This is a genomic window from Kibdelosporangium persicum, from assembly GCF_013280595.1.
Classification (GTDB): domain Bacteria; phylum Actinomycetota; class Actinomycetes; order Mycobacteriales; family Pseudonocardiaceae; genus Kibdelosporangium; species Kibdelosporangium persicum.
Map to the genome: position 1 here is coordinate 50431 of NZ_JAAATY010000039.1, position 19479 is coordinate 69909.

General features: G+C 63.4%; 18 protein-coding genes and 1 tRNA gene. 15 read left to right on the plus strand and 4 right to left on the minus strand.

Features of this window, described 5'->3' with window-relative positions; genetic code table 11:
* The first annotated feature begins 52 nt into the window (after window positions 1-52).
* The gene (locus tag GC106_RS41040; protein ID WP_173141584.1) at window positions 53-1648 is read left to right on the plus strand and encodes a glycosyl hydrolase family 18 protein; all 1596 of its coding nucleotides are present in this window, start codon (window positions 53-55) and stop codon (window positions 1646-1648) included.
* A 103-nt stretch (window positions 1649-1751) separates the two neighbouring features.
* Window positions 1752-2840, plus strand: a complete 1089-nt coding sequence (locus GC106_RS41045) for an NAD(P)/FAD-dependent oxidoreductase (RefSeq protein ID WP_173141585.1) — start codon at window positions 1752-1754, stop codon at window positions 2838-2840.
* Here GC106_RS41045 and GC106_RS41050 read toward each other — a convergent pair.
* Window positions 2807-3292, minus strand: a complete 486-nt coding sequence (locus GC106_RS41050; RefSeq protein ID WP_173141586.1) for a GNAT family N-acetyltransferase — start codon at window positions 3290-3292, stop codon at window positions 2807-2809. The genes GC106_RS41045 and GC106_RS41050 overlap by 34 nt on opposite strands.
* 116 nt (window positions 3293-3408) lie before the next feature.
* Between GC106_RS41050 and cmk the strand changes: the two genes are divergently transcribed.
* From cmk to GC106_RS41070, 4 genes are all read left to right on the plus strand, one after another.
* The gene (cmk, locus tag GC106_RS41055) at window positions 3409-4128 is read left to right on the plus strand and encodes a (d)CMP kinase (protein ID WP_312873281.1); all 720 of its coding nucleotides are present in this window, start codon (window positions 3409-3411) and stop codon (window positions 4126-4128) included.
* Complete coding sequence (locus GC106_RS41060) at window positions 4125-4775, plus strand: lysophospholipid acyltransferase family protein (RefSeq protein ID WP_173141587.1); 651 nt, start codon at window positions 4125-4127, stop codon at window positions 4773-4775. The genes cmk and GC106_RS41060 overlap by 4 nt, the downstream gene beginning before the upstream one ends.
* Window positions 4772-6169 carry a ribosome biogenesis GTPase Der gene (gene der, locus GC106_RS41065; protein WP_173141588.1) on the plus strand — a complete coding sequence of 466 codons (1398 nt, stop codon included), beginning with the start codon at window positions 4772-4774 and terminating at the stop codon, window positions 6167-6169. Before GC106_RS41060 ends, der begins: the two co-directional genes overlap by 4 nt.
* A 64-nt stretch (window positions 6170-6233) precedes the next feature.
* Window positions 6234-6307 (plus strand) — tRNA-Pro (locus tag GC106_RS41070).
* A gap of 119 nt (window positions 6308-6426) precedes the next feature.
* Here GC106_RS41070 and GC106_RS41075 read toward each other — a convergent pair.
* Together GC106_RS41075 and GC106_RS41080 are read right to left on the minus strand one after the other, a co-directional pair.
* A complete protein-coding gene (locus tag GC106_RS41075) occupies window positions 6427-7596 on the minus strand; it encodes a site-specific integrase (RefSeq protein ID WP_173141589.1) in 1170 nt (389 codons plus the stop codon).
* A 22-nt stretch (window positions 7597-7618) separates the two neighbouring features.
* Window positions 7619-8209: a hypothetical protein gene (locus GC106_RS41080; protein ID WP_173141590.1), complete on the minus strand. Its 591-nt coding sequence runs from the start codon at window positions 8207-8209 to the stop codon at window positions 7619-7621.
* Between the two features lie 105 nt (window positions 8210-8314).
* Between GC106_RS41080 and GC106_RS49820 the strand changes: the two genes are divergently transcribed.
* The 9 genes from GC106_RS49820 (at window position 8315) to GC106_RS41125 (ending at window position 18072) form a co-directional block, all read left to right on the plus strand.
* Window positions 8315-8578, plus strand: coding sequence for a helix-turn-helix domain-containing protein (locus GC106_RS49820; protein ID WP_173141591.1), 264 nt, complete (start codon window positions 8315-8317; stop codon window positions 8576-8578).
* On the plus strand, window positions 8568-8786 hold the full coding sequence (locus tag GC106_RS41090) for a helix-turn-helix transcriptional regulator (RefSeq protein WP_173141592.1): 219 nt from the start codon (window positions 8568-8570) through the stop codon (window positions 8784-8786). The genes GC106_RS49820 and GC106_RS41090 overlap by 11 nt, the downstream gene beginning before the upstream one ends.
* A gap of 140 nt (window positions 8787-8926) precedes the next feature.
* Window positions 8927-9385 carry a plasmid mobilization protein gene (locus GC106_RS41095; RefSeq protein ID WP_173141593.1) on the plus strand — a complete coding sequence of 153 codons (459 nt, stop codon included), beginning with the start codon at window positions 8927-8929 and terminating at the stop codon, window positions 9383-9385.
* The gene (locus tag GC106_RS41100) at window positions 9382-10932 is read left to right on the plus strand and encodes a relaxase/mobilization nuclease domain-containing protein (protein WP_173141594.1); all 1551 of its coding nucleotides are present in this window, start codon (window positions 9382-9384) and stop codon (window positions 10930-10932) included. The genes GC106_RS41095 and GC106_RS41100 overlap by 4 nt, the downstream gene beginning before the upstream one ends.
* Window positions 10933-11229: 297 nt before the next feature.
* A complete protein-coding gene (locus GC106_RS41105; RefSeq protein WP_173141595.1) occupies window positions 11230-11937 on the plus strand; it encodes a hypothetical protein in 708 nt (235 codons plus the stop codon).
* Window positions 11938-11978: 41 nt separating this feature from the next.
* The gene (locus tag GC106_RS41110) at window positions 11979-13934 is read left to right on the plus strand and encodes a hypothetical protein (RefSeq protein ID WP_173141596.1); all 1956 of its coding nucleotides are present in this window, start codon (window positions 11979-11981) and stop codon (window positions 13932-13934) included.
* A gap of 50 nt (window positions 13935-13984) precedes the next feature.
* A complete protein-coding gene (locus tag GC106_RS41115; RefSeq protein WP_173141597.1) occupies window positions 13985-15991 on the plus strand; it encodes a hypothetical protein in 2007 nt (668 codons plus the stop codon).
* Between the two features lie 189 nt (window positions 15992-16180).
* Window positions 16181-16531, plus strand: a complete 351-nt coding sequence (locus GC106_RS41120) for an effector-associated constant component EACC1 (protein WP_173141598.1) — start codon at window positions 16181-16183, stop codon at window positions 16529-16531.
* A complete protein-coding gene (locus GC106_RS41125; RefSeq protein WP_246367980.1) occupies window positions 16528-18072 on the plus strand; it encodes a caspase, EACC1-associated type in 1545 nt (514 codons plus the stop codon). Before GC106_RS41120 ends, GC106_RS41125 begins: the two co-directional genes overlap by 4 nt.
* Window positions 18073-18228: 156 nt before the next feature.
* On the opposite strand, the gene fxlM is transcribed toward GC106_RS41125, so the two are convergent.
* Entirely contained in the window at window positions 18229-19437 is a 1209-nt protein-coding gene (gene fxlM, locus GC106_RS41130) for a methyltransferase, FxLD system (protein WP_173141600.1), read from the minus strand.
* Window positions 19438-19479 lie beyond the last annotated feature (42 nt).

Sequence of the window (19479 nt, forward strand, 5' to 3'; positions counted from 1 at the left end):
CTAAACCACATCGTGTCTGACATCGCTCCACCCCTGCCGTTAGAGGAGACTGATGTCCAAGCTTCGATGGCACCATGTCGCGGCCTTGGTGGCCGCTTCGGCCACGGCCGTGTTCGGCTTCGCCGTGGCGCCCGCGGCCGGCGCCGGTGGCGTTTCGGCCACCTTCAGCAAGGGTTCCGACTGGGGGACCGGCTACGAGGGCAAGTACACGATCACCAACGGCAGCACCGCCGCCCGTACGTCGTGGACGCTGGAGTTCGACCTTCCCGCCGGGCACAGCCTGGCCGGGCTGTGGGACGGCAGCCAGACCACCAGCGGCCAGCACGTGACGGTGAAGAACACCTGGAACGGCACCATCGCGCCGGGTGCCTCGGTCAGCTTCGGCTTCAACGTGAAGTACAGCGGTGCTTACGCCGCACCGACCGGCTGCAAGCTCGACGGTGGCTCGTGTGACGCCACCGGCCAGCCGCCGACGACCACACCGCCGCCCACCACGACGCCGCCCCCGACCACGACGCCGCCGGCACCCGGTGGCCTGAAGAACCTCGGTTACTTCGCGCAGTGGACGGTCTACGGCCGCAACTACCACGTCAAGAACATCCACACGAGCGGTTCGGCCGCGAAGCTGACGCACATCAACTACGCGTTCGGCAACGTGACCAACGGCCAGTGCGTGCTCGGTGACGCCGAGGCCGACACCGGCAAGTTCTACGATGCCGCGTCCAGTGTGGACGGTACATCGGACACGTGGGACACCGGCGCGCTGCGCGGCAACTTCAACCAGCTGCGCAAGCTGAAGAAGATGTACCCGCACATCAAGGTGCTGTTCTCGTTCGGGGGCTGGACCTGGTCCGGCGGCTTCGGCCAGGCCGCGCGGAACCCGGCCGCGTTCGCCGACTCGTGCTACAAGCTGGTCGAGGACCCGCGCTGGGCGGACGTGTTCGACGGCATCGACATCGACTGGGAGTACCCGAACGCCTGTGGCCTGTCCTGCGACACCAGCGGCTTCGCGGCGTTCAAGAACCTGTCGCAGGCCCTGCGTGACCGCTTCGGCAGCGGCAACCTGGTCACCGCGGCGATCACGGCCGACGGCTCGAACGGCGGCAAGATCGACGCGGCCGACTACGGCGGCGCCGCGCAGTACCTCGACTGGTACAACGTGATGACGTACGACTACTTCGGCGGCTTCAACGCCCAGGGTCCGACCGCCCCGCACTCGCCGCTGACGTCGTACAACGGCATCCCGCAGCAGGGCTTCAACTCGGACGCGGCGATCCAGAAGCTGAAGAGCAAGGGCGTCCCGGCGAGCAAGCTGTTGCTCGGCATCGGTTTCTACGGCCGCGGCTGGACCGGCGTCACGCAGAGCGCACCAGGCGGTTCCGCGACCGGCGCGGCCCCCGGCACGTACGAGGCGGGCATCGACGACTACAAGGTCCTGAAGACCAAGTGCCCGGCGACGGGAACCGTCGCCGGAACCGCGTACGCGTACTGCGGCAACCAGTGGTGGAGCTACGACACCCCGGCCACCATCGGCGGCAAGATGACGTACACCAAGAACCAGGGTCTCGGCGGCGCCTTCTTCTGGGAACTGTCCGGCGACACGACCAACGGTGAACTCATCACGGCCATGGGCAACGGCCTGAAATAGCAGGTCAGCCCTCGTGAGTGTTTATCAGGGTTAGAACCCTGACAAACACTCACGAGGGCAGGGGGAGTGGCCCGGGAAGGCCTGGTGCGGTTAGCTGGTCGGCATGCGCGTGATCGTGGTCGGTGGCGGGATCGTAGGCGCGGTCGCCGCGTACCGATTGGCGGCCGAGGGCGCGGAAGTGCTGGTGGTGGACGCGGAGCACGTCGGTCAGGCGACCGCGGCCGGCGCAGGCGTGGTCTCCCCGTGGCCGGTGGGCGAACCGTCGCTCGGGACCGCGGACTTCTGGTGGGCCGCTGCCGCGCAGTACCCGGTTCTGCTGGGACAATTGGCTTCCGATGGCGAGCCCGATCCGGGGTACACGCGGGTAGGCGCGATCACCATCGCCGACGACGAGAGCGGCCTGACCGAAGCCGCCACGATGATCCGGGCGGTCAAGGAGCGCGATCCGTCCGTCGGCGACATCGAAATGCTGCCGCCCGGCGAACCCGCGAGGCGCTTTCCCGCGCTCAGCACTGATCTGGCGGGATTGTTCGTCAGTGGTGTCGGACGGGTCGACGGCCGCGTCATGCGGGATTCGTTGCTTCGCGCGGCCGAACGCTATGGCGCACGCCGGATCCACGGCGAGGCGAAGCTGGTGACCGCCTTGTCTCGCGTGACCGGAGTGGAAGTCCGCGGCGAGGTGATCGGCGCACACGTGGTCGTCGTCGCCGCGGGTGCCTGGACGGCGACACTGTGTCAGGCGATCGGCGTCGAGGTTCCTGTGGAGCCACAACGCGGCCAGATCGCGCACCTGCGTCTGTCCGGAGTGGAGACGTCGGACTGGCCGGTGATCCGCTCGATGAGCGATCACTACCTGCTGGCGTTCCCCGGCGGCACGGTCGTGGCCGGGGCGACGAGGGAATTCGGCTCCGGGTTCGACCATCGGCTCACCGCGGGAGGCGTGCACAAGATCCTGTCGGACGCGCTGCGGGTGGCGCCGGGACTCGCCGACGCCACCCTCGCCGAGGTCAGGATCGGGTTCCGGCCGTTGAGCACCAGCGGCCGCCCGGAGATCTCGTCGCCGGTGGACGGTCTGGTGATCGCGACCGGCCTCGGCCCGAGCGGGCTCACGCTGGCGCCGTTGACCGGCACCCTCGCGGCTGAACTGGCGCTTGGTCGTCAGAGCTCCTTGGCCAGCAGCGACACCAGATAGGTCCCGCCCTTGGTGCGTTGCTGCCCGACCTCGACGAAGCCGATGCGCTTGTGGAAGCGCAGGCTGCCGGGGTTCGGCGGTTCGAGGTTGACCTCGCAGAGCACCCGCGGGATTCCGTGCTGGGCGGCGTATTCGCTGATCAGGTCGTAGAGCTTCACGCCGATGCCGCGATTGCGTGCCTCTTCGGCGACCACGATCCGGTCCACGTAGATGAACCTGTCGTAACGCTCGCTGAAGAAGCGGTAGTTCTCGCTGCCGTAGTCCACGCCTGGCGGCAGTGTGAGCACGAACCCGAGTACCGTCTCGCCGTCCCTGAGCGCCACGGTCAGCTCGGACATCTCGATCAACTCGGCAAGTTCGGCCTCGGTGGCCTCGTTCACATTGGGCACCGCGGCGTTGTTCATGTCGAGGATCATCTCGGCGTCGGCGGGCTTGAGCATCACGCTGTCCATGCGATGGATATTGACACACTCCACGTTGAAAACGTTTGCATCCCTCCTGGCCGCTGCGCCTCGGGGCGGCCAGGCAGAATAGACGACTGGAACGGTTTTCGACGAAGGGCGGCACGGTGGCACTGGGTGATGCGCGTTGGGGTGATCTGCGTGGGGTGATCGCGCTCGACGGCCCTTCCGGCACCGGGAAGTCCACCGTGGCTCGTCGGCTGGCCAGCACCCTGCGGGCCGGCTACCTGGACACGGGCGCGATGTACCGGGCGGTGACGCTCGCCGTGCTGCGCGCCGGCGGGGACGCGACCGAGATCGCCCGCACCGCACGGGTGGAAATGGGGACCGACCCGGCCGATCCGGCGGTGTCGCTGGACGGCGCCGACGTCGCGGCCGAGATCCGTGGCCCCGAGGTCACGCTGGCCGTGTCCGAGGTCTCAGCGGTGGCCGAGGTCCGGCGGATCCTCGTCGACCAGCAGCGCGCGATCATCGCGTCCGTCCTGGCCGAGAAGGGCGGGATCGTGGTCGAGGGCCGCGACATCGGAACCACGGTCGCGCCGGATGCCGAGTTGAAGGTGTACCTCACCGCCTCCGCTGACGCGCGCGCTCAGCGCCGTTCCCGCCAGGACCTCGCTGCGGGGCGTACCGCGACCGTCGAAGAGACGCTCGCGGACGTGCAGCGACGTGACGACTACGACTCATCGCGTGCGGTGTCGCCGCTGCGTCAAGCCGAGGATGCGGTCGAACTGGACACGACCGACCTCGACCTGCCGGGGGTGCTCGCCTCCCTGCTGGACATTGTGGACAGTCGCGGCCTGCGTACCGGCCAGGCGGTGGGCCGGTGAGCAAGGCCGCCCCCGACCTGCCTGAGGACGCGCTGCCGTGGCTGCACGAAGTCGGCAGGGTGATCGGCAGGTACCTCTACGTGCCGGCGTTCCGGTTCCGCGTGCACAACATGGACCGCCTCCCGCTGGACGGTCCGGTCGTGCTGGTGGCCAACCACAGCTCGATGATCGAGCCTCAGGTGCTGTTCGGAATACTGCCGCGGCGATCGGTGTTCCTCGTCAAAGGTGAACTCTTCAAGGGGATCGCCGGCAAGGGGCTGAGGGCGATCGGGCAGCTGGCGATCCGCAGGGGAGAGCCGGACCGCAAGCCGCTGCTCGCCGCCGTGCGTGTGCTGCGCGGTGGTGGTCTGATTGGTGTGTTCCCCGAAGGGACGCGAGGCGACGGCGACGTGCTGAACGCCGAGCAGGGGGCGGCCTGGCTCGTCCGGCAGTCCGGTGCGGTCGTGCAGCCGGTGGCCGTGCGGGGGACCCGGCGGCCCGCGGGCTCCGGGCGGCGGTTCCGGCCAGTGGTGGACGTGCTGGTGGGTAAGCCTTTTGAGCTGACGGTGGGGCCCGGCAGGACCGGGCTTGCCGCCGGAACCGAACAGATCAGGGTCGCGCTGGCGGACCTGGTCGGTGAACTGGATCGAATGCGAGACTTGCGATGACTGAGCTGGACGGTACCTGGGTCGATGAGTCCGACTGGGACATCACCCCGGGCGCCGATGAGGATGCTGAGGGCACGGCGGCCCAGCCGGTGCTGGCGGTGGTGGGCAGGCCGAACGTCGGCAAGTCGACGCTGGTCAACCGGATCCTGGGGCGCCGCGAAGCCGTGGTGCAGGACGTGCCGGGCGTGACCCGCGACAGGGTGGCGTACGACGCGCTGTGGAACGGCCGGAAGTTCACGGTGCTGGACACCGGCGGCTGGGAACCGGACGCCGCGGGACTGCAGAAAGCCGTTGCGGCCCAAGCGGAATACGCGATGTCCACAGCGGACGCGATCCTGCTCGTCGTGGACGCCTCGGTCGGCGCGACGGCCACGGAGGAAGCGGCGGCTCGCATCCTGCGCCGCTCGAAGCGCCCGGTGCTGGTCGTGGCGAACAAAGTGGACGACGACCGGCTCTTCGCGGACGCGATGGCCCTGTGGAACCTCGGCCTGGGCGAGCCGTTCCCGGTGAGCGCGCTGCACGGCCGCAACAGCGGTGACCTGCTGGACAAGATCCTCGAGGTGCTGCCCGAGACGCCGCGTGACGACTTCAACCGCACCGGCGGGCCGCGCCGAGTGGCCCTGGTCGGCAAGCCGAACGTGGGCAAGTCGTCGCTGCTGAACAAGCTGACGGGCGAAGACCGCGCGGTCGTCGACTCGGTGGCGGGAACCACGGTCGACCCGGTGGACTCCCTCGTGACCCTCGACAACGAGGTCTGGCGCTTCGTGGACACGGCGGGCCTGCGCAAACGCGTGAACACCGCCAGCGGCGCGGAGTACTACGCCTCCCTGCGCACGAAGGCGGCGATCGACGCCGCGGAAGTCGCGATCGTGCTGCTGGACGCCTCGACCCCGATCAGCGAGCAGGACCTCCGCGTCCTGACGATGGTGGTGGAGTCAGGCCGGGCCTGCGTGATCGCGATGAACAAGTGGGACCTGGTCGACGAGGACCGGCGTCACCAGCTGGTGCGCGAGCTGGAGCGAGGCCTCGTCCGCATCCCCTGGGCGGAACGCGTGAACATCTCGGCCCTGACCGGCCGAGCCGTGCACAAACTGGCACCGCACCTGCGGACCGCGCTGAAATCGTGGGACACCCGCGTGCCGACCGGCCAGCTGAACTCCTGGCTGAGCGACCTGATCGCGGCCACCCCGCCGCCAGTCCGCAGCGGCAAACAGCCCAAGGTCCTCTTCGCCACGCAGGCCCAGGCCAGGCCGCCCACACTGGTCCTGTTCACCACGGGCTTCCTCGAGGCAAGCTACCGCCGTTTCATCGAACGCAAGTTCCGCGAGGAGTTCGGCTTCACCGGGAGTCCCGTGCGGCTCTCGGTGAGGGTGCGGGAGAAGCGCAAGAAGTAACCCGGTGCGAGCCGCCCCGGGACGTACGCTAAGCTTCTCCTCGCACCGGGCAACCGGATGCGGCCGGGACGTGGCGCAGTTTGGTAGCGCACTTGACTGGGGGTCAAGGGGTCGCAGGTTCAAATCCTGTCGTCCCGACGGTCGAAGTAGGGCGAAAGCCCAGGTCAGGGCCTTGGATCACTACGGTGAGACAAGGCCCTGATCACGTTTCCGGGCACGTCGTCTCACATTTTCACACGAACGCTTGTACTGCTTCTTCAGCCGAGCAACTCGTCGAGCTGGTCTGCTGCCTCTCTGAGGTGCTCGACGTCGGGATGGATGTAGACACGCTTGGTGAAACTCAGGTCAGCGTGACCGGCCCAGGCGCTCACCACGACGTCGGGGACGCCCGAGGTGGCGAGGTAGGTCAGGCACGCGTGTCGGGCGTCGTAGGGCCGGACTTTGCGGACGTTCGCCTGGGCCATCAGCTTGTAGATCGCCCGCCGGAACTTGTCCGTCTTCCAAGGCGCTCCCAGCTCGTCGACCATCACGAAACCGGACCGCTCGTACACCTCACCAGCGTGGATCGCTTCGGCCGTCTGCTTGGCTTTGAACGTCTTCAGAGCCGCGTGGAGAGGCTTGGGCAACGGCAGCTTCCGCTTGCCCTTCTCTGACTTCGGCCCCTTCTCCTCGACCTCACCGTCTACAAGGGTCCGGGTCAGCTCCACTGACAGAGTCCCTGCTTCAAGGTCGACGGCCGACCAGCGAAGCCCGCAGACCTCGGCCGGTCGCATTCCGATCAGCGACAGCAGCACCGGCGCGTACAGCCGGCAATCTCGTATCGCGGCGAGGAAGTGTCTCACCTCCGTCTCACCCCAGGGTTTGCGCTCAGCCGCCGCTGCTGCGGCCTGCCGGCGGGCTTCGCGAGGTATCTGGGTGTACTGCGCGACGTTCCGTACGACCAACTTCCGCCGCACGGCCACGTTCAACGCCGACCTAAGCCTGCCCAGCGTCAGCTTCACCGATCTCACGCTGAGTCCGGTTCCTGGCTTTCCACCACGCCTGCGGCCTGAGGTGAGCATCCAGTCCACCAGGTCGTCGATGTCCTCTTCGGTGACCTGCTGAAGTCGCCGATCGCCGAGCTGCTTGCGTACCGGCAGGAGCGCGTCGGCGTAGTTGGATGCAGTAGCCTTCTCGACGTCGATGGTGGCCGACTTGAGCCACGTATCGAGCCATTCCGACATGGTGATCTTGACCGGTCCGACGAATGTCCCCTCGTCGGTCTGGTGCTTGATCTTGGCGTACTCGGCGCGAGCCTCCTTCTTGGTGTCGTAGGTCTTGGTCAGCTGCTTGCGTCGCCCCGACGCCGGGTCACGCCCGATGTCGATGACGAACCGGTACCTGGTCGTACCGTCCTTCAACTCGATCTTCTTGATCGGATCCCCCACTGACGTGGTACTCCTTCGATAGTCAGGCCCCCTCAGAAGAGCCCAAGGGAGGCAGTAGACCCATGTCACGAGCCCTGCGGATGTACCGGGACACCTGCGTACGGGACCGTTTCATGGCAGTTGCCACGGCCAGGCCGGGAGCCCTGTTTCCCGCGGCTACGGCCTCTGAGTAGATCTGTGCCGCTCGTCGCGCATCCTCATCGGCTTGGCTGCGAAGACGCTGGTCCGCACTAGGTACCGGGTCGGCCTGACTGCGGTCCATCGGCTGAACGCCAGGCGGGAGGGTGGCAAGCCACTCGTCTCGTACAGATGACGGGACCGTGGCTTTGTCCATGGCAGCCCGCAGAAGTTGGTCGACAAGCACGTGCCTCATCACGGATGTCGTGATCGGCGTCGTCGCCTTCCCGCGAACGGCCACCTCAAGCACGAGCGGACGAAGGTCCGCACCGACGACTACTTCGATCTTCACCGATGACTCCGGCTCGCTGAGCGCGAAGTTGGCTTGAAAGCGCGTCGGTACGGCGGTGTCAGGGCCGGTGGACACGTATCCCCCGGGCGTCAGTTCCTCAACGGACACCCAGTCGATCTGGAAGTTCTTCGGCAGGCGAGGCACGGCAGAACGATACGCACCCCCTCATCCTGAGTAGCTGAACGGACACGACACACCGTATTCCTTGGCGATGGTCAGGCAATGCCCACGCAGCTTACCATGGGGGGTATGCAAATCGGGGGACAGACTCTGGCGGACCGCTCCGCAGAGCTTCAGACATGGATCAGGACCGGGAGGGCACGTCAGCTTCGTGTCGCTGCTGGGCTCAGCCAAGCGTTGGTAGCTCAGGACTGTGAGGTCACGGCGTCAACAGTGCATCGGTGGGAAGTGGGCGATCGTCCGCCCCGCGGTCGCAACATCACTGCGTACCACAGCTTCCTGGCTCGCCTCATCGAGTTAGAGCAGCGCGAGGGTGAGCACGATGCAGAGTAGAAGCGCACCGCCAACCTTGGCAGAGATCAAAGCGACATGGCCACCGGCCGTCGACGTACCGACCGCGGGCGCGGCGTTCGGGCTGAGTCGTAGCCACGCTTACGAGTTGGTGGCACGCGGGGAATTTCCCGCCAAGGTGGTCAAGTTTGGCGGCCGGTACAAGGTCCTCACCGAGTCACTGATCCGCGCACTGTCCGCAACGGACTAACGCTGAACATCGTCGACTCGGCAAGCGAGCGGCGCGAACAAAGCCGCTCCCATCCTCGCTTTCGCGCGACGAACGGGAAGCCCGGCCACGGTCAGCAAGTTAGGGATCCGGTTACCGGACCCCTGCCACGGCTGGATGCCATGGCGGACAACGGAGGCGTGCAGGGGCACGCCGAACACCACATGGGGGAACTGATGGCACACAACAAAGTGCGGCGCCAACGCCGCGTCGAGGGTGGCTCACCTATCAGCATTCACGTCCGCACCACCACGACGACCTACGCTCGCCTGATCGTCCAGTCCGCACAGGCAGGCCTCTCAGTGCCGCGCTACCTCATTGAGTCTGCGCTACGCGAATCCGCCGACGGCTGGAGCCAACGTGAGCAACGCTGGTGGGCCGAACGCCTCGACACCGTCGAGACACGGCTGGTCCGTATTGGAACCAACATCAACCAAATGGCGGCGTCGTTCAACACGACCGGCGAACCACCAGAAGCACTGACCTCCGTACTGGCCTACTTCACGGCGACCCTGGAGCAGCACCGGCAGATCCTCACCGCGATCGATCCGTCTGACCGGTCACGCGAACCGACGTCGTGATCGCGAAGGCTCCGGCCAAGGGCAAGTACGGCTCAGACACCTACGGCCTGTTGAGGTACCTGTTCGGTCCCGGCAAGGCCAACGAGCACCGCGACCAGCATCTCGTCGCCGCTTGGGATCCGGAGTGGCTAGCCGGCGGTGCCTTCGCCAATCGCTACCGCGGCTGGCTGCCTCGCCTTGCCCGTGAGGTCGATGCGCCGATGACCGGCCACGACGTGCAACTGGCAGGAGGCCACGTCTACCACGTGGTGCTGTCGGTTCCTCGCCAAGACGGAGTCCTCGGCGATGTTCGGTGGCGCGAACTTGTCGAGGAAGCAATCGACCGCATGGGCTTCGGTCCCGACAGCGAAGGCCGCGCCGGGTGCCGATGGGTCGCTGTGCACCACGGCCCGAGCAAGGACGGCAACGACCACGTTCACCTCGCCCTGAACTTGGTCTGCGGCGACGGCACGATTGCCGACACCTACCGGGACTGGCCACGCTGGCGGCAGTGGTGCATGGAGGTGGAGCAACGCCTCAACCTGACACCAACCTCGCCAGCCAACAAGACCGCGCCGCTCCGGCCGACACGCGCCGAAACCGAGAAAGCGGCCCGCTTGGGATGGAAGCGACCGAGCCGGGAGTATCTACGCGAAGTCGTCCGCGCTGCGGCCCTTGAGGCAACCTCGGCGAAGGAGTTCGTCGACCTACTGGGCCAGCAGATGTCGGTATCCATCGAGCCGCGATGGGATGCCGATGGCGAGCTGGTTGGCTACCGGGTGGCGCAGATGGGCGACAGGAGCAAATCGTCCGACGAGCAGATCTGGTTCAGCGGCAGCAGCCTCGCCCGTGATCTGTCCGCGCCCAAACTGATCCAGCGGTGGGCGAGTGCAGTGGAATGGCCAAGTGTCGCGCGACCGCTGCCAGCGAGCCACGCCGAACGTCTTGAAGCGATCACGGCGGCGACCGACACGGCGACCCGTGCCCGCGACGTCCTGGCGATCATCCTCCGCTCCGCTAGCGCAGCCGATGACGACACTGCGAACGGGATTACCCACGCAACACTCGACCTGCTGACCACGACGGCGCGGGGGTTGGAGGGCCCGGATGCTGGCCCTATCACCGCAGCGGTGAAGGCGTATCAACTGGCCGCCGCCACACCGCATCGAGTCCAACCGACCCGTTGGGCACCGATCGCTGTCGAACTGCAGACGGTTGCTCGGCGCCTAGCGCACGCTGGCGCGTTGTCAAGACGCGGCAGTACCGGCGTTGCTCTCGCCGCCTTGATCGTCGCCCTGGCTGCGCTGCTCGTCGAGATCGGGGTGTGGCGTGAACGGAACCACCAACGACAACCGGCCGCCGCCGCACGTGGCGCGGCCGGTCTACTACGGAAAGCTGCATCAGCTACCCGCGAAAGGCGCCGTCAGATCGCCGGACGCGAGTCCGTTCGACACGATGAACCAGAGCCACGTTCAGCTGCGGGGCAGGTGAAACTACGACGTCCTCGTGCGCAACAAACTAGTCTTCAGGAGGAGTTTTATGGACGTGGCCATAGCCGAAGGCGGTAGCGCTCGCGGGCTACGTCAACGTACGCGCCTTGCATTCGCCATCGATTGACCTTTCAGCCCCAGCGCATGACCGGAAAGATAAGGATAAAGTTGCAAATTTGTTACTTTTGAGATCTCGGTCTTGACGGTTGACTATCGATGATTCTAGCGCGCAGTAGTGCTGTAGATCGCATAGTCTGAAAATAGATCACACTAGGACATCGTTAATCGGTAATTGGCTGCTGCTGCGTTCACTCATTCGTCGCAATTATTGGCTGACCTGTGGTCGATCTCCTTGTGATGATAGAGACTCTCCGCATGTCCAGTCCAGCTGAAGGGGTAGGTCAAGAGAGCGTAGTCTCGCCGACAAGCCGGATGCAGGATGCCGTGCGTCTACTTCTGCTCATTGACGGCGCTGCGGAGGATCTGCCGGGGTCGGCATGCGTCGATGTACCCGGAGGGGCAGTCGCCGTGCTACGTTCGCAGATGGCGTTGCAGGCGTTGGATTTTTGGCTGCGAAACCCTGACTACTTCGCGAACTGGTTACTCGATTTATACGAGAAGACCAGAGATTATGCTCTTCTTGTGGAAGCCGAACGTATTATGGACTCGGATGAGCCTGAGATTCGTAGCTATCTCATGCTCCGCTACAGGTTCGGTGCGTACGAGCCAGTGGACGGCTCGCTATCGGTGCTTGCTGGTGCAGGTTTGGTTTATCGACGTCGCGAAGGCAGCGCGGGGCATACGAAGCAGCACAACTACTACCTTACCGAGCGTGGCCGTCAAGTGGCTAGGGAGTTGATCGGTGAGGTTTCAGAACTAGATTATTATGTTCAGCGAGTGGGCCTGATCGTTCGGGTTACGGAAGGATTGACCGGCAGTCAGTTGAAGGCAATCCAATATGAGCAGCAGGAGTATCTGGAAACTGAATGGAATCAGAGGATTCGGCCTATTGCAGCCAGGGTTCGGCATCGGATTGCCGCGATGCAAGCTGATGGTGTGACCGTCGGAAAGGATGGGCGATGAATAAGGTGTCTGCGAACAAAAGAGGTCGCTTGGCTGCTCGGGTGACAACCGCGTCAGGTGTCGATGCCGCCACCGTGGACACTATCTTCGCCTCCTATGGAGTTCCGGCCGCGCCGGTTGCGGCAGCGCCGCGCAATCTGCGTGTGCTACGGCTCCGACTTTGGGGCAAGAAGCGTGATATCCCTGAAGGCGGCGCATTTGACACAACGTTGAAGTTCCCGACCGGGCTTGTCATGGCTGTGGCGCCCAATCTCAAGGGCAAGACCAGTGTGCTGGAGCTGATCACTTGGTGCCTGCGCGGAACACCCAAAGCGCTGCAGCAGGATGTGCTGGCCTGGCTCGACGGCATCGAGTGCGATGTGTTAGTCAACGACGTTCCGCATGGCATCCGCATGCGGCTCAGTGAAGGCGCGATTGCTGACGCTGCGATCCTCCAAGCGAACAGCGTCGAGGCGTTGGCCGACGCACGGGGACACAGCCCAGTAAACGCACGTGTGATTGCACGGGCGAGCTCCAACGCCGAGTATGACGTGGAGATTCAGACGTTCATGCTCGACCGGCTTGGGCTAGAGCCGATCCTGGCCTACGCCGCGAAGACTGGGGTGGTACAGACTCACGCTTGGCCTTCGTACTTCGGGGCCATCTACCCGCCCGCAGGCGGTGAGAAGGTTCTAATCGGCGAAACGGCGTATGCCGGCTTGGCTGGTCGACTTTTGGAGGTGTTCCTTGACCTTCCGGGCGCCGCCTTGTTGACCCGAGTGAAGGCTGCTCGTGATCGCCTCGCCGCTGAAGATGCTAAACAATCGGAACAGATGAAGTCAGCTGCCGATACCGACCGGCTTCGACGTGATGAGCAACAAGAACGCCTGGATAAGGCGAAATCGGCTCTTGCAAAACTAGCGGCAGATTCGAAAGCGTTGCCCTCAGTAATGGACATCGCAGGTCGCGTCACATCGTTGTCCCTACGGCTCGCTGATGTCGAGGCGGACCGACGCGGAGCCGACGCACTACACCGGCAGGCCAAGACAAACCGGCAAGCTGACGAACGCAGGCTCAACAATCTGCGCGAGTCTGCAGTCGCTCGTCGGCTGTTCCACGGACTCGATCCGCAATCCTGCCCGAGGTGTGAAACACCGGTCACGGAGGAGCGACGATCGGCGGAGACGGACAGCCATCGATGCGCTGTCTGCACTTCGTTGATCAGCGTCGACAATTCGGAAGAAGACGACGAGTTGGTCGACGAACTTTCCAGCGTCCTGGAGGCGTCTCGTCAAGCAGAGCGAGAGGCGCAACGCGAACTGTCCGAGGCGAACTCGATCGTTGAAAAGCTGGCTGCCGAACTTACAGCCGCCGAAGTCGAACTTCGAGATGCTCAGCAAGCAACCATTGCGGCGGAACGTTTCAAGCTCGAACAAGACATCGCCCGAGCAGAGGGCGCACTTGAGGTGCTCCAGCCGCCCAGCACGCAAGCAACGCCGGACGGATCGGGCAACGATGCTGAGCAACGTGTTCTCAGCAGTTTGGCCGATGTGCTCGAAGCAGACCTCAGAGCGGCCTCGGTTGGACTGTTTGCCGAGCTCGGACCTGAGATAGCCGAGATAGCAAAACGGTTCGGCATCGCCTCAGTGCAGGACATCAAGGTCGACCGACGCGCGGCGCTGCGCATCAGCAAGGGCGGCGCAAAGCCGGACTGGTTCTCCAATCAGAGTCCTGGTGAGCGGCTGCGGCTACGCATCGCCACTGTGATTGCCCTCCTTCGCGTAGGAGCGCGGCTGGGGATTGCCACACACCCAGGGCTGCTGATGTTGGATAGCCTGCGTGCGGAGGAGGTGCAGGACGACGACGCGTATGCGATCGTCGACGAACTTGTGGACCTCGCTGCTCAAACCCCTGGACTCCAGATGCTTACGACCACCGCCGACATGACCTTGCCTGTGGGACGGCTGCCCAAAGGATCGATATTGGCGCCGCCGGAGGGACATGACGCCTTGTGGTGACTCTCAACGAGACCCAGCAGCTTCTACTTTCCGCCGCCGAAGCCGGCCGAGTGCCTGAGGTGGAAGAACTTGGTCCCTCGGAACAGGTAGCTGAGCACCTCGCCCAACTGGCTAGGACTCCACTGGCGCCTTTGGCTGCCAGTGTCTTGGTACGGGCTATGTCGGGTGAGTCAGCCGGTCAGTGGGGCAGTACCGCCCGCTCGTTCGCCGCCAGCACTGCGAACCAGACGAGTGTGCTCGCACTAGCCGACACACTCGACGCGCTGCTCGACCCGATGGACGTGGCTGTCGTGGTTGGGCCGGGATTGCATGACGCCATGCTCCGGGATTTCGACCAATCTGTTGCTTCTCAACCGCAGTTGGCAGCGACTCGCTTGGAAGGGGCCTTGAGAGTCGCGCTCTCCGGAGTTACTACGCCCTACCTTGTACTGGATCGTCTCACTCGCACTGTGGATGGCTTGCCTCTCGACTTTGCCGAAGTCCTGCCACGCCTACTTGGCGCGGCGCTCGACACGTGGTCAGGCGACGAGGCACTTACTCAGCCACTGAGGACGACATTGCATGGGCTCGCCGAAATGGAAGAACTCGGTGCAGATGCAACTTTCGAACTGGGCTGTGATGCACTTAGATCCGCCCTGAACAACACCGATGAGAATGAGGTGCTGGCAGGGCTCGACGCTGCGACTGCTCTATTCGCCGCAGCGTCTACCTTGGAAGAGAACCGGGACGATGCTGCGGTGTATCGTGAGGCATGTCGAGCGGTTGTAGCGTTCGCTCGCCGGGACGAAGGTACGCTTGCTGCCTCTGCCGTTGAGCTTGAGAGATTGCTCAACTTGCGGCGTGCATGGCACTTCAATACGCATATGCCGAACTGGCGTATCAATCGCATCGATGCCGAAACAGCGTGGCTTAGCCTTGTCCTCGACCTCCGGACCGCTGCTGGCCGTCTAGCGGAGGCGACGTGGCTAGATACCTGGAATGCGGTAGCGGAACTTTGCAGTATCTACGAAGCCGAACGCCCGCGGATGCCGCGTATTACCACAGGCTTGGGTGCGGTGATTAGTCCAATTGTCGAAAACGCTATTGCCGAAAACGCTGCTTTGCTCGACCAATTAAAACGGGCCGTGCAAGCAGATCGTAAAAGAGAACAACCCGTCCTGCCGGCAGCAGCCGATGCGCTCCTCGCAGCGATTCGGGATCGAGAAGGCTGCAGTGGTCGTTCGGCACTTGAAGCTGATGACGATGCGGAGTCTGACCCTGCCCGCCTTCAACGCACGGCTCCGTCGCTACTTCGTCTAGAACCTGGAATCCAGGCTCAACTGCTCGCCACACTCAACGACGACGGTCTAACAGCATTGAACACGCTTGTTGAAGCGGCATCACCTGTAAGCAGGCACCCAGCGTTGTCTACAATGCGGGCGAGAATCATTGGGCAACTAGAACTTGATCAGCGCTTTGTCGGCGAAGCCCGAGCGGCTGTTGTTGCGCTGCTGGAACGTACGCTAACCTTCCTCCTTGACCGTTACAACCGCGGTGGGCCGCTAGCCCCTGGTATGAAGGACATTATTAAGAAGATCAAACCTGGCGATCAAATTCCGATCGAAGCCGACCTGCAGCAAGAGTTCTACATTTGGTTGGCTGCGCCCTGGGAGTTCGCTGGTCGTGTGCATACTGAAGTCAGTGACGTCAGCACCGGACGTGTCGATGTCAGTGTCCGTATCGGCGAAATTGTGCTTAGCACTGAGGTGAAACGGGAAGATACGAACGCGAGCCAGGAGAATCTCGATAAATATCTCGCGCAGGCGGCTGAATACTCAGGATCTAACGTTCCTTTTAGTCAACTTCTTGTGCTTGACATTAGCGATCATCAACACGGCAGCCGATCCCTTGAAGAATGTATGTGGACACGTTCCTACTCACCCGTCGAAGACGCTGCTCCACGGCAGGTAATAGCTGGCGTCGTTATCGGTAACCGGCCTACACCACGCTTTCTCAAAACGCAAACAGAGGGAGCGTTGCGGTCAACGAGCTCGGCCGCCGCGTCACGTAGTAGCTGAACGGACCATGGTAGGATATCGCGCCGCGACCCTTCGAAATGGCAGTAAAGCGTCGTCGTGGGTGCCATGCTGTTCGCAATATTTGCCTCAGCCCAAGACATGGCACGCGCGCATCTACGCCGCAACTGGAGGGCGAGGGCACCGAGCAACTCCGCTCTGGCACACTCGTGGGACGAGGTGGGAGGGACTATGGACGTTCAACTGACTGTGCGGTCGGCAAATGCGGACAACGATCTGGCCTCCTTGGCCGAATGGCTGCGCAACGAACGCGTGTTACGGGGCGGGGTCCGCCAGATGCGCCGCCCCATCACCGAAGGGCAGCTGGGTGGTGCGTTCGAAATAATCTCAGTTGCCGTTGGCGCTGGCGGCCTGGGCACCGTGCTCGCAGGCGCATTGACTACCTGGCTGCAGAACCGACCGAGAACCAAGATCAAGATAAGTCGGGGTGACCTGAGCGTCGAGATTGAGGCTGGCAAACTCAAGGATGCTCCGGCGCTGGTCGAGAAACTTCTCGAAAGCGTCGATGAACCTAAACCATGATCGAGTACTCCGAGTCTCGGGCTGTCCTCGTAGGAGTGTCCCGCTATGAGGATGTGGCGATTCCCGACGTTCCTGCTGCCGCGAACAGCCTGAAAGCTTTGCACGCCATACTGGTAGATCCGAACTTGTGTGGTTGGCCGGAAGACCGCGTTACGGTTATTGCGAATCCGTCGACGGCGAGCAAGCTTGCCCAGCAGTTGCGTAGACTGGCTGCCGACACCACGGCAACATTGTTGCTCTACTTCGTAGGACACGGCACGCTTACCGAGTCCGGTGAACTGTGCCTTGTTGTCGGTGAAACCGATTTCGCGGATCCCGACCTAACCGGCCTAGAATACCGCCATGTCCGGCGAGCGGTACTTGACAGTCCTGCTCAGTCCAAGATCGTCATTCTTGACTGCTGCTATTCTGGCAAAGCTATCCAGGCGTTGAGCGGAGACAAGAACCACTTTGCCAATGCCGCCGACATCACTGGTGCCTGCACGCTCACGGCTTCGGACAGCGCGGCGCATGTAGTGCCATTGGCGGTACAAGCTGATCGCTGCACCTCTTTCACGGAAGTGCTTGTCGACATCGTCCGGAAAGGCATACCCGGCGCCCAGGAGTTCCTGACCATATCGGCTATCTACCCGGAGCTGATGCAGCGTTTGCGAGCTGGTGGCCTTCCCATGCCGAACCAGCGAGGTACAGATAACATTCAACTTTACCCCTTTTCGCGCAACGCTGCCTTTGTTCGAGACGAAACCGCTGATGAGATAACCCGTTACACTCTGGCGACCACTGACGACACGGTCTACTTCGACCTCGCAGAACTTGGCAACCAGGTGATCAGCCTGTTGGGGAGGAGGGAACGGCAGCCACTCCTGCTGGAGGTCTTGCAGGGAATGCGTGAAGGCAGCGGCATATACCAGCTGTCGCAGGTCGACGGATTCGTCGAGGAGGTCGTATACATCGGCTCCGCTACCAGATCTCTCCCAGAGCGACTGATGCTGCACCTGAATAAGATCGCTGGTCGGCGTTTCCTCTCTTTAGAACAAATCCGCTTCTCTCATTTGTACTTCGACGGTGACCCATCTGGGCTCATCCCATCGCCCCTGCGTTCCGATCATCGTGTCCCTGAATGGAATCGAAACGGATTTGGCAATCGAGACCCTGGAAGGGCGCGCGACCGGGCCCTGCTTAAGAAGGATCATTTCGATGCCCGGCATCCGATCGATCTGGACTATGTTATAGAACCGCCTTCTTTGGACGCCCCAAAGCTTTCCCATGTGCTGCGGGCGCTCGCGAGTGAGCTTCCCTACATCTTCCGCTATCAGCGGAACGTCTCGGATTTCGACGTACTTGAGGTCGAACTCCCGGCGCGTGAGGCTCCTGTCCATGAGGTATTCCAGTGCATCGCCGCTGCGCTGGGCGATTCTTGGCAGCTCACGGCATTTCCCGGCTATGTTATCCTCTATCAGGAGAATGTAATCTATCCGGCCGCATTTCGGTGCTACCGGGGTGAAACGGTCATTGAACAAGTTCCCGAAACGACGCCTTGATGGTGTCGTATTTCCTTTGGGTTGTGTTGCTGTCCAACGTTAGCGCTGTCGTCTCTGGAGTTGTCTAGCAGCAGCAAGTTCCGCAGTTGTTTCACGTTTAGGCGGGGCCTGCCTATCAGCAGCCTGCCGTCTCGTTTGAGGGAAGCAACGCCTACCTCAAGGAGCGACCGTCAGACGGCTGAACCGCTTCCTGATGAGGCGTGAACCTCCGAGCTTGGTGTCCGGCGTGTCCGCACGATAGGCAGTGACTACGGGCATGATGATGCGGGAGCGGCTCCATGCGCCAATTTGGAGGCATAGCCGCTGGGCCAGTTGCTGCCCAGAGAGGCCATGACCTATTGCGCCGAGTTCGGATCGGACCTCAGTGCCTTCATGCTCAAGCCGACGGTAGGTGAAGTACGCCAATGAGTCACCCTCAACCAACGCAGGGCTTCGGGAGGGAATCGCCGGGGTGCATAGCCCGGAGTCGATGGCGGCAGGCTCGGCTGCGATGCGGCAGGTACCTGGTTCGGCACCGGTCATGCGGAGCCAGACCCCGTCGAAGGGTTCGGTGTTACCAACGGTGACGCCGGACCACACGGCGGTTTTGGGCTGGCTGAGCACGCCCTGCAGGACGCCTACGTTGACATCTTGGTCAGCGTCCCAGTAGAGGGTGACGAGGCCGTCCGGGTCAATGTGTCCGGATAGTTCGTCCTCCTGGCCGATCATGGGCACAAATCCGCATAGTCGGACCGACTCGGACCGCAACTGGCCGCCGTCGTGAACGAAGGCGACACTCCGGGTTTGGCCTCGCCAGCGCAGAGGCACCACGAGGCGGCCGCCCGGCGCGAGCTGGTTCCACCACGCGGGTGGGAGATCGAACGCCCCGACAGTGACGATGATGCGGTCGTAGGGAGCGTGTTCTTCGGCGCCGAGCGAGCCGTCCCGGGTGATTACTTCTACCTGCGGATAGCCAGTCTCGTCCAATGCTGTGCGGGCTTGAGCGGTTACCTCCGGGTCGATGTCGACGGTCGTGACGTGGCCGGACGCGCCGGTCAGTTGCGCCAATAGGGCGGCGTTGTAGCCGGTTCCGGCGCCGATTTCGAGGATGCGGTGACCGGGTTGGACGTCGAGTTGGTCCAGCATCATCGCAACCACGGTGGGGACCGAGGCACAGCTCAGTGCGGAGCCGTCACTAGCACGTTTGGTGATCACGGCGATGTTCGCGTAGGCGTCCGTGACCGTGGCGGCTGGTACGAAGCGGTGACGGGGAACGTCACGCATGGCCTGTTCCACTGCGCTGAGGCGGGCGTGGCCGACGTTGCGGATGTGGTCGACCATCGATGCGCGCAGCGACTCGGGTGAGGTGTCAGTGGTGGTGTTCATTGCTTCCTTCCGTACCGGCGGGGCGGATGTTACTCGGTAGGG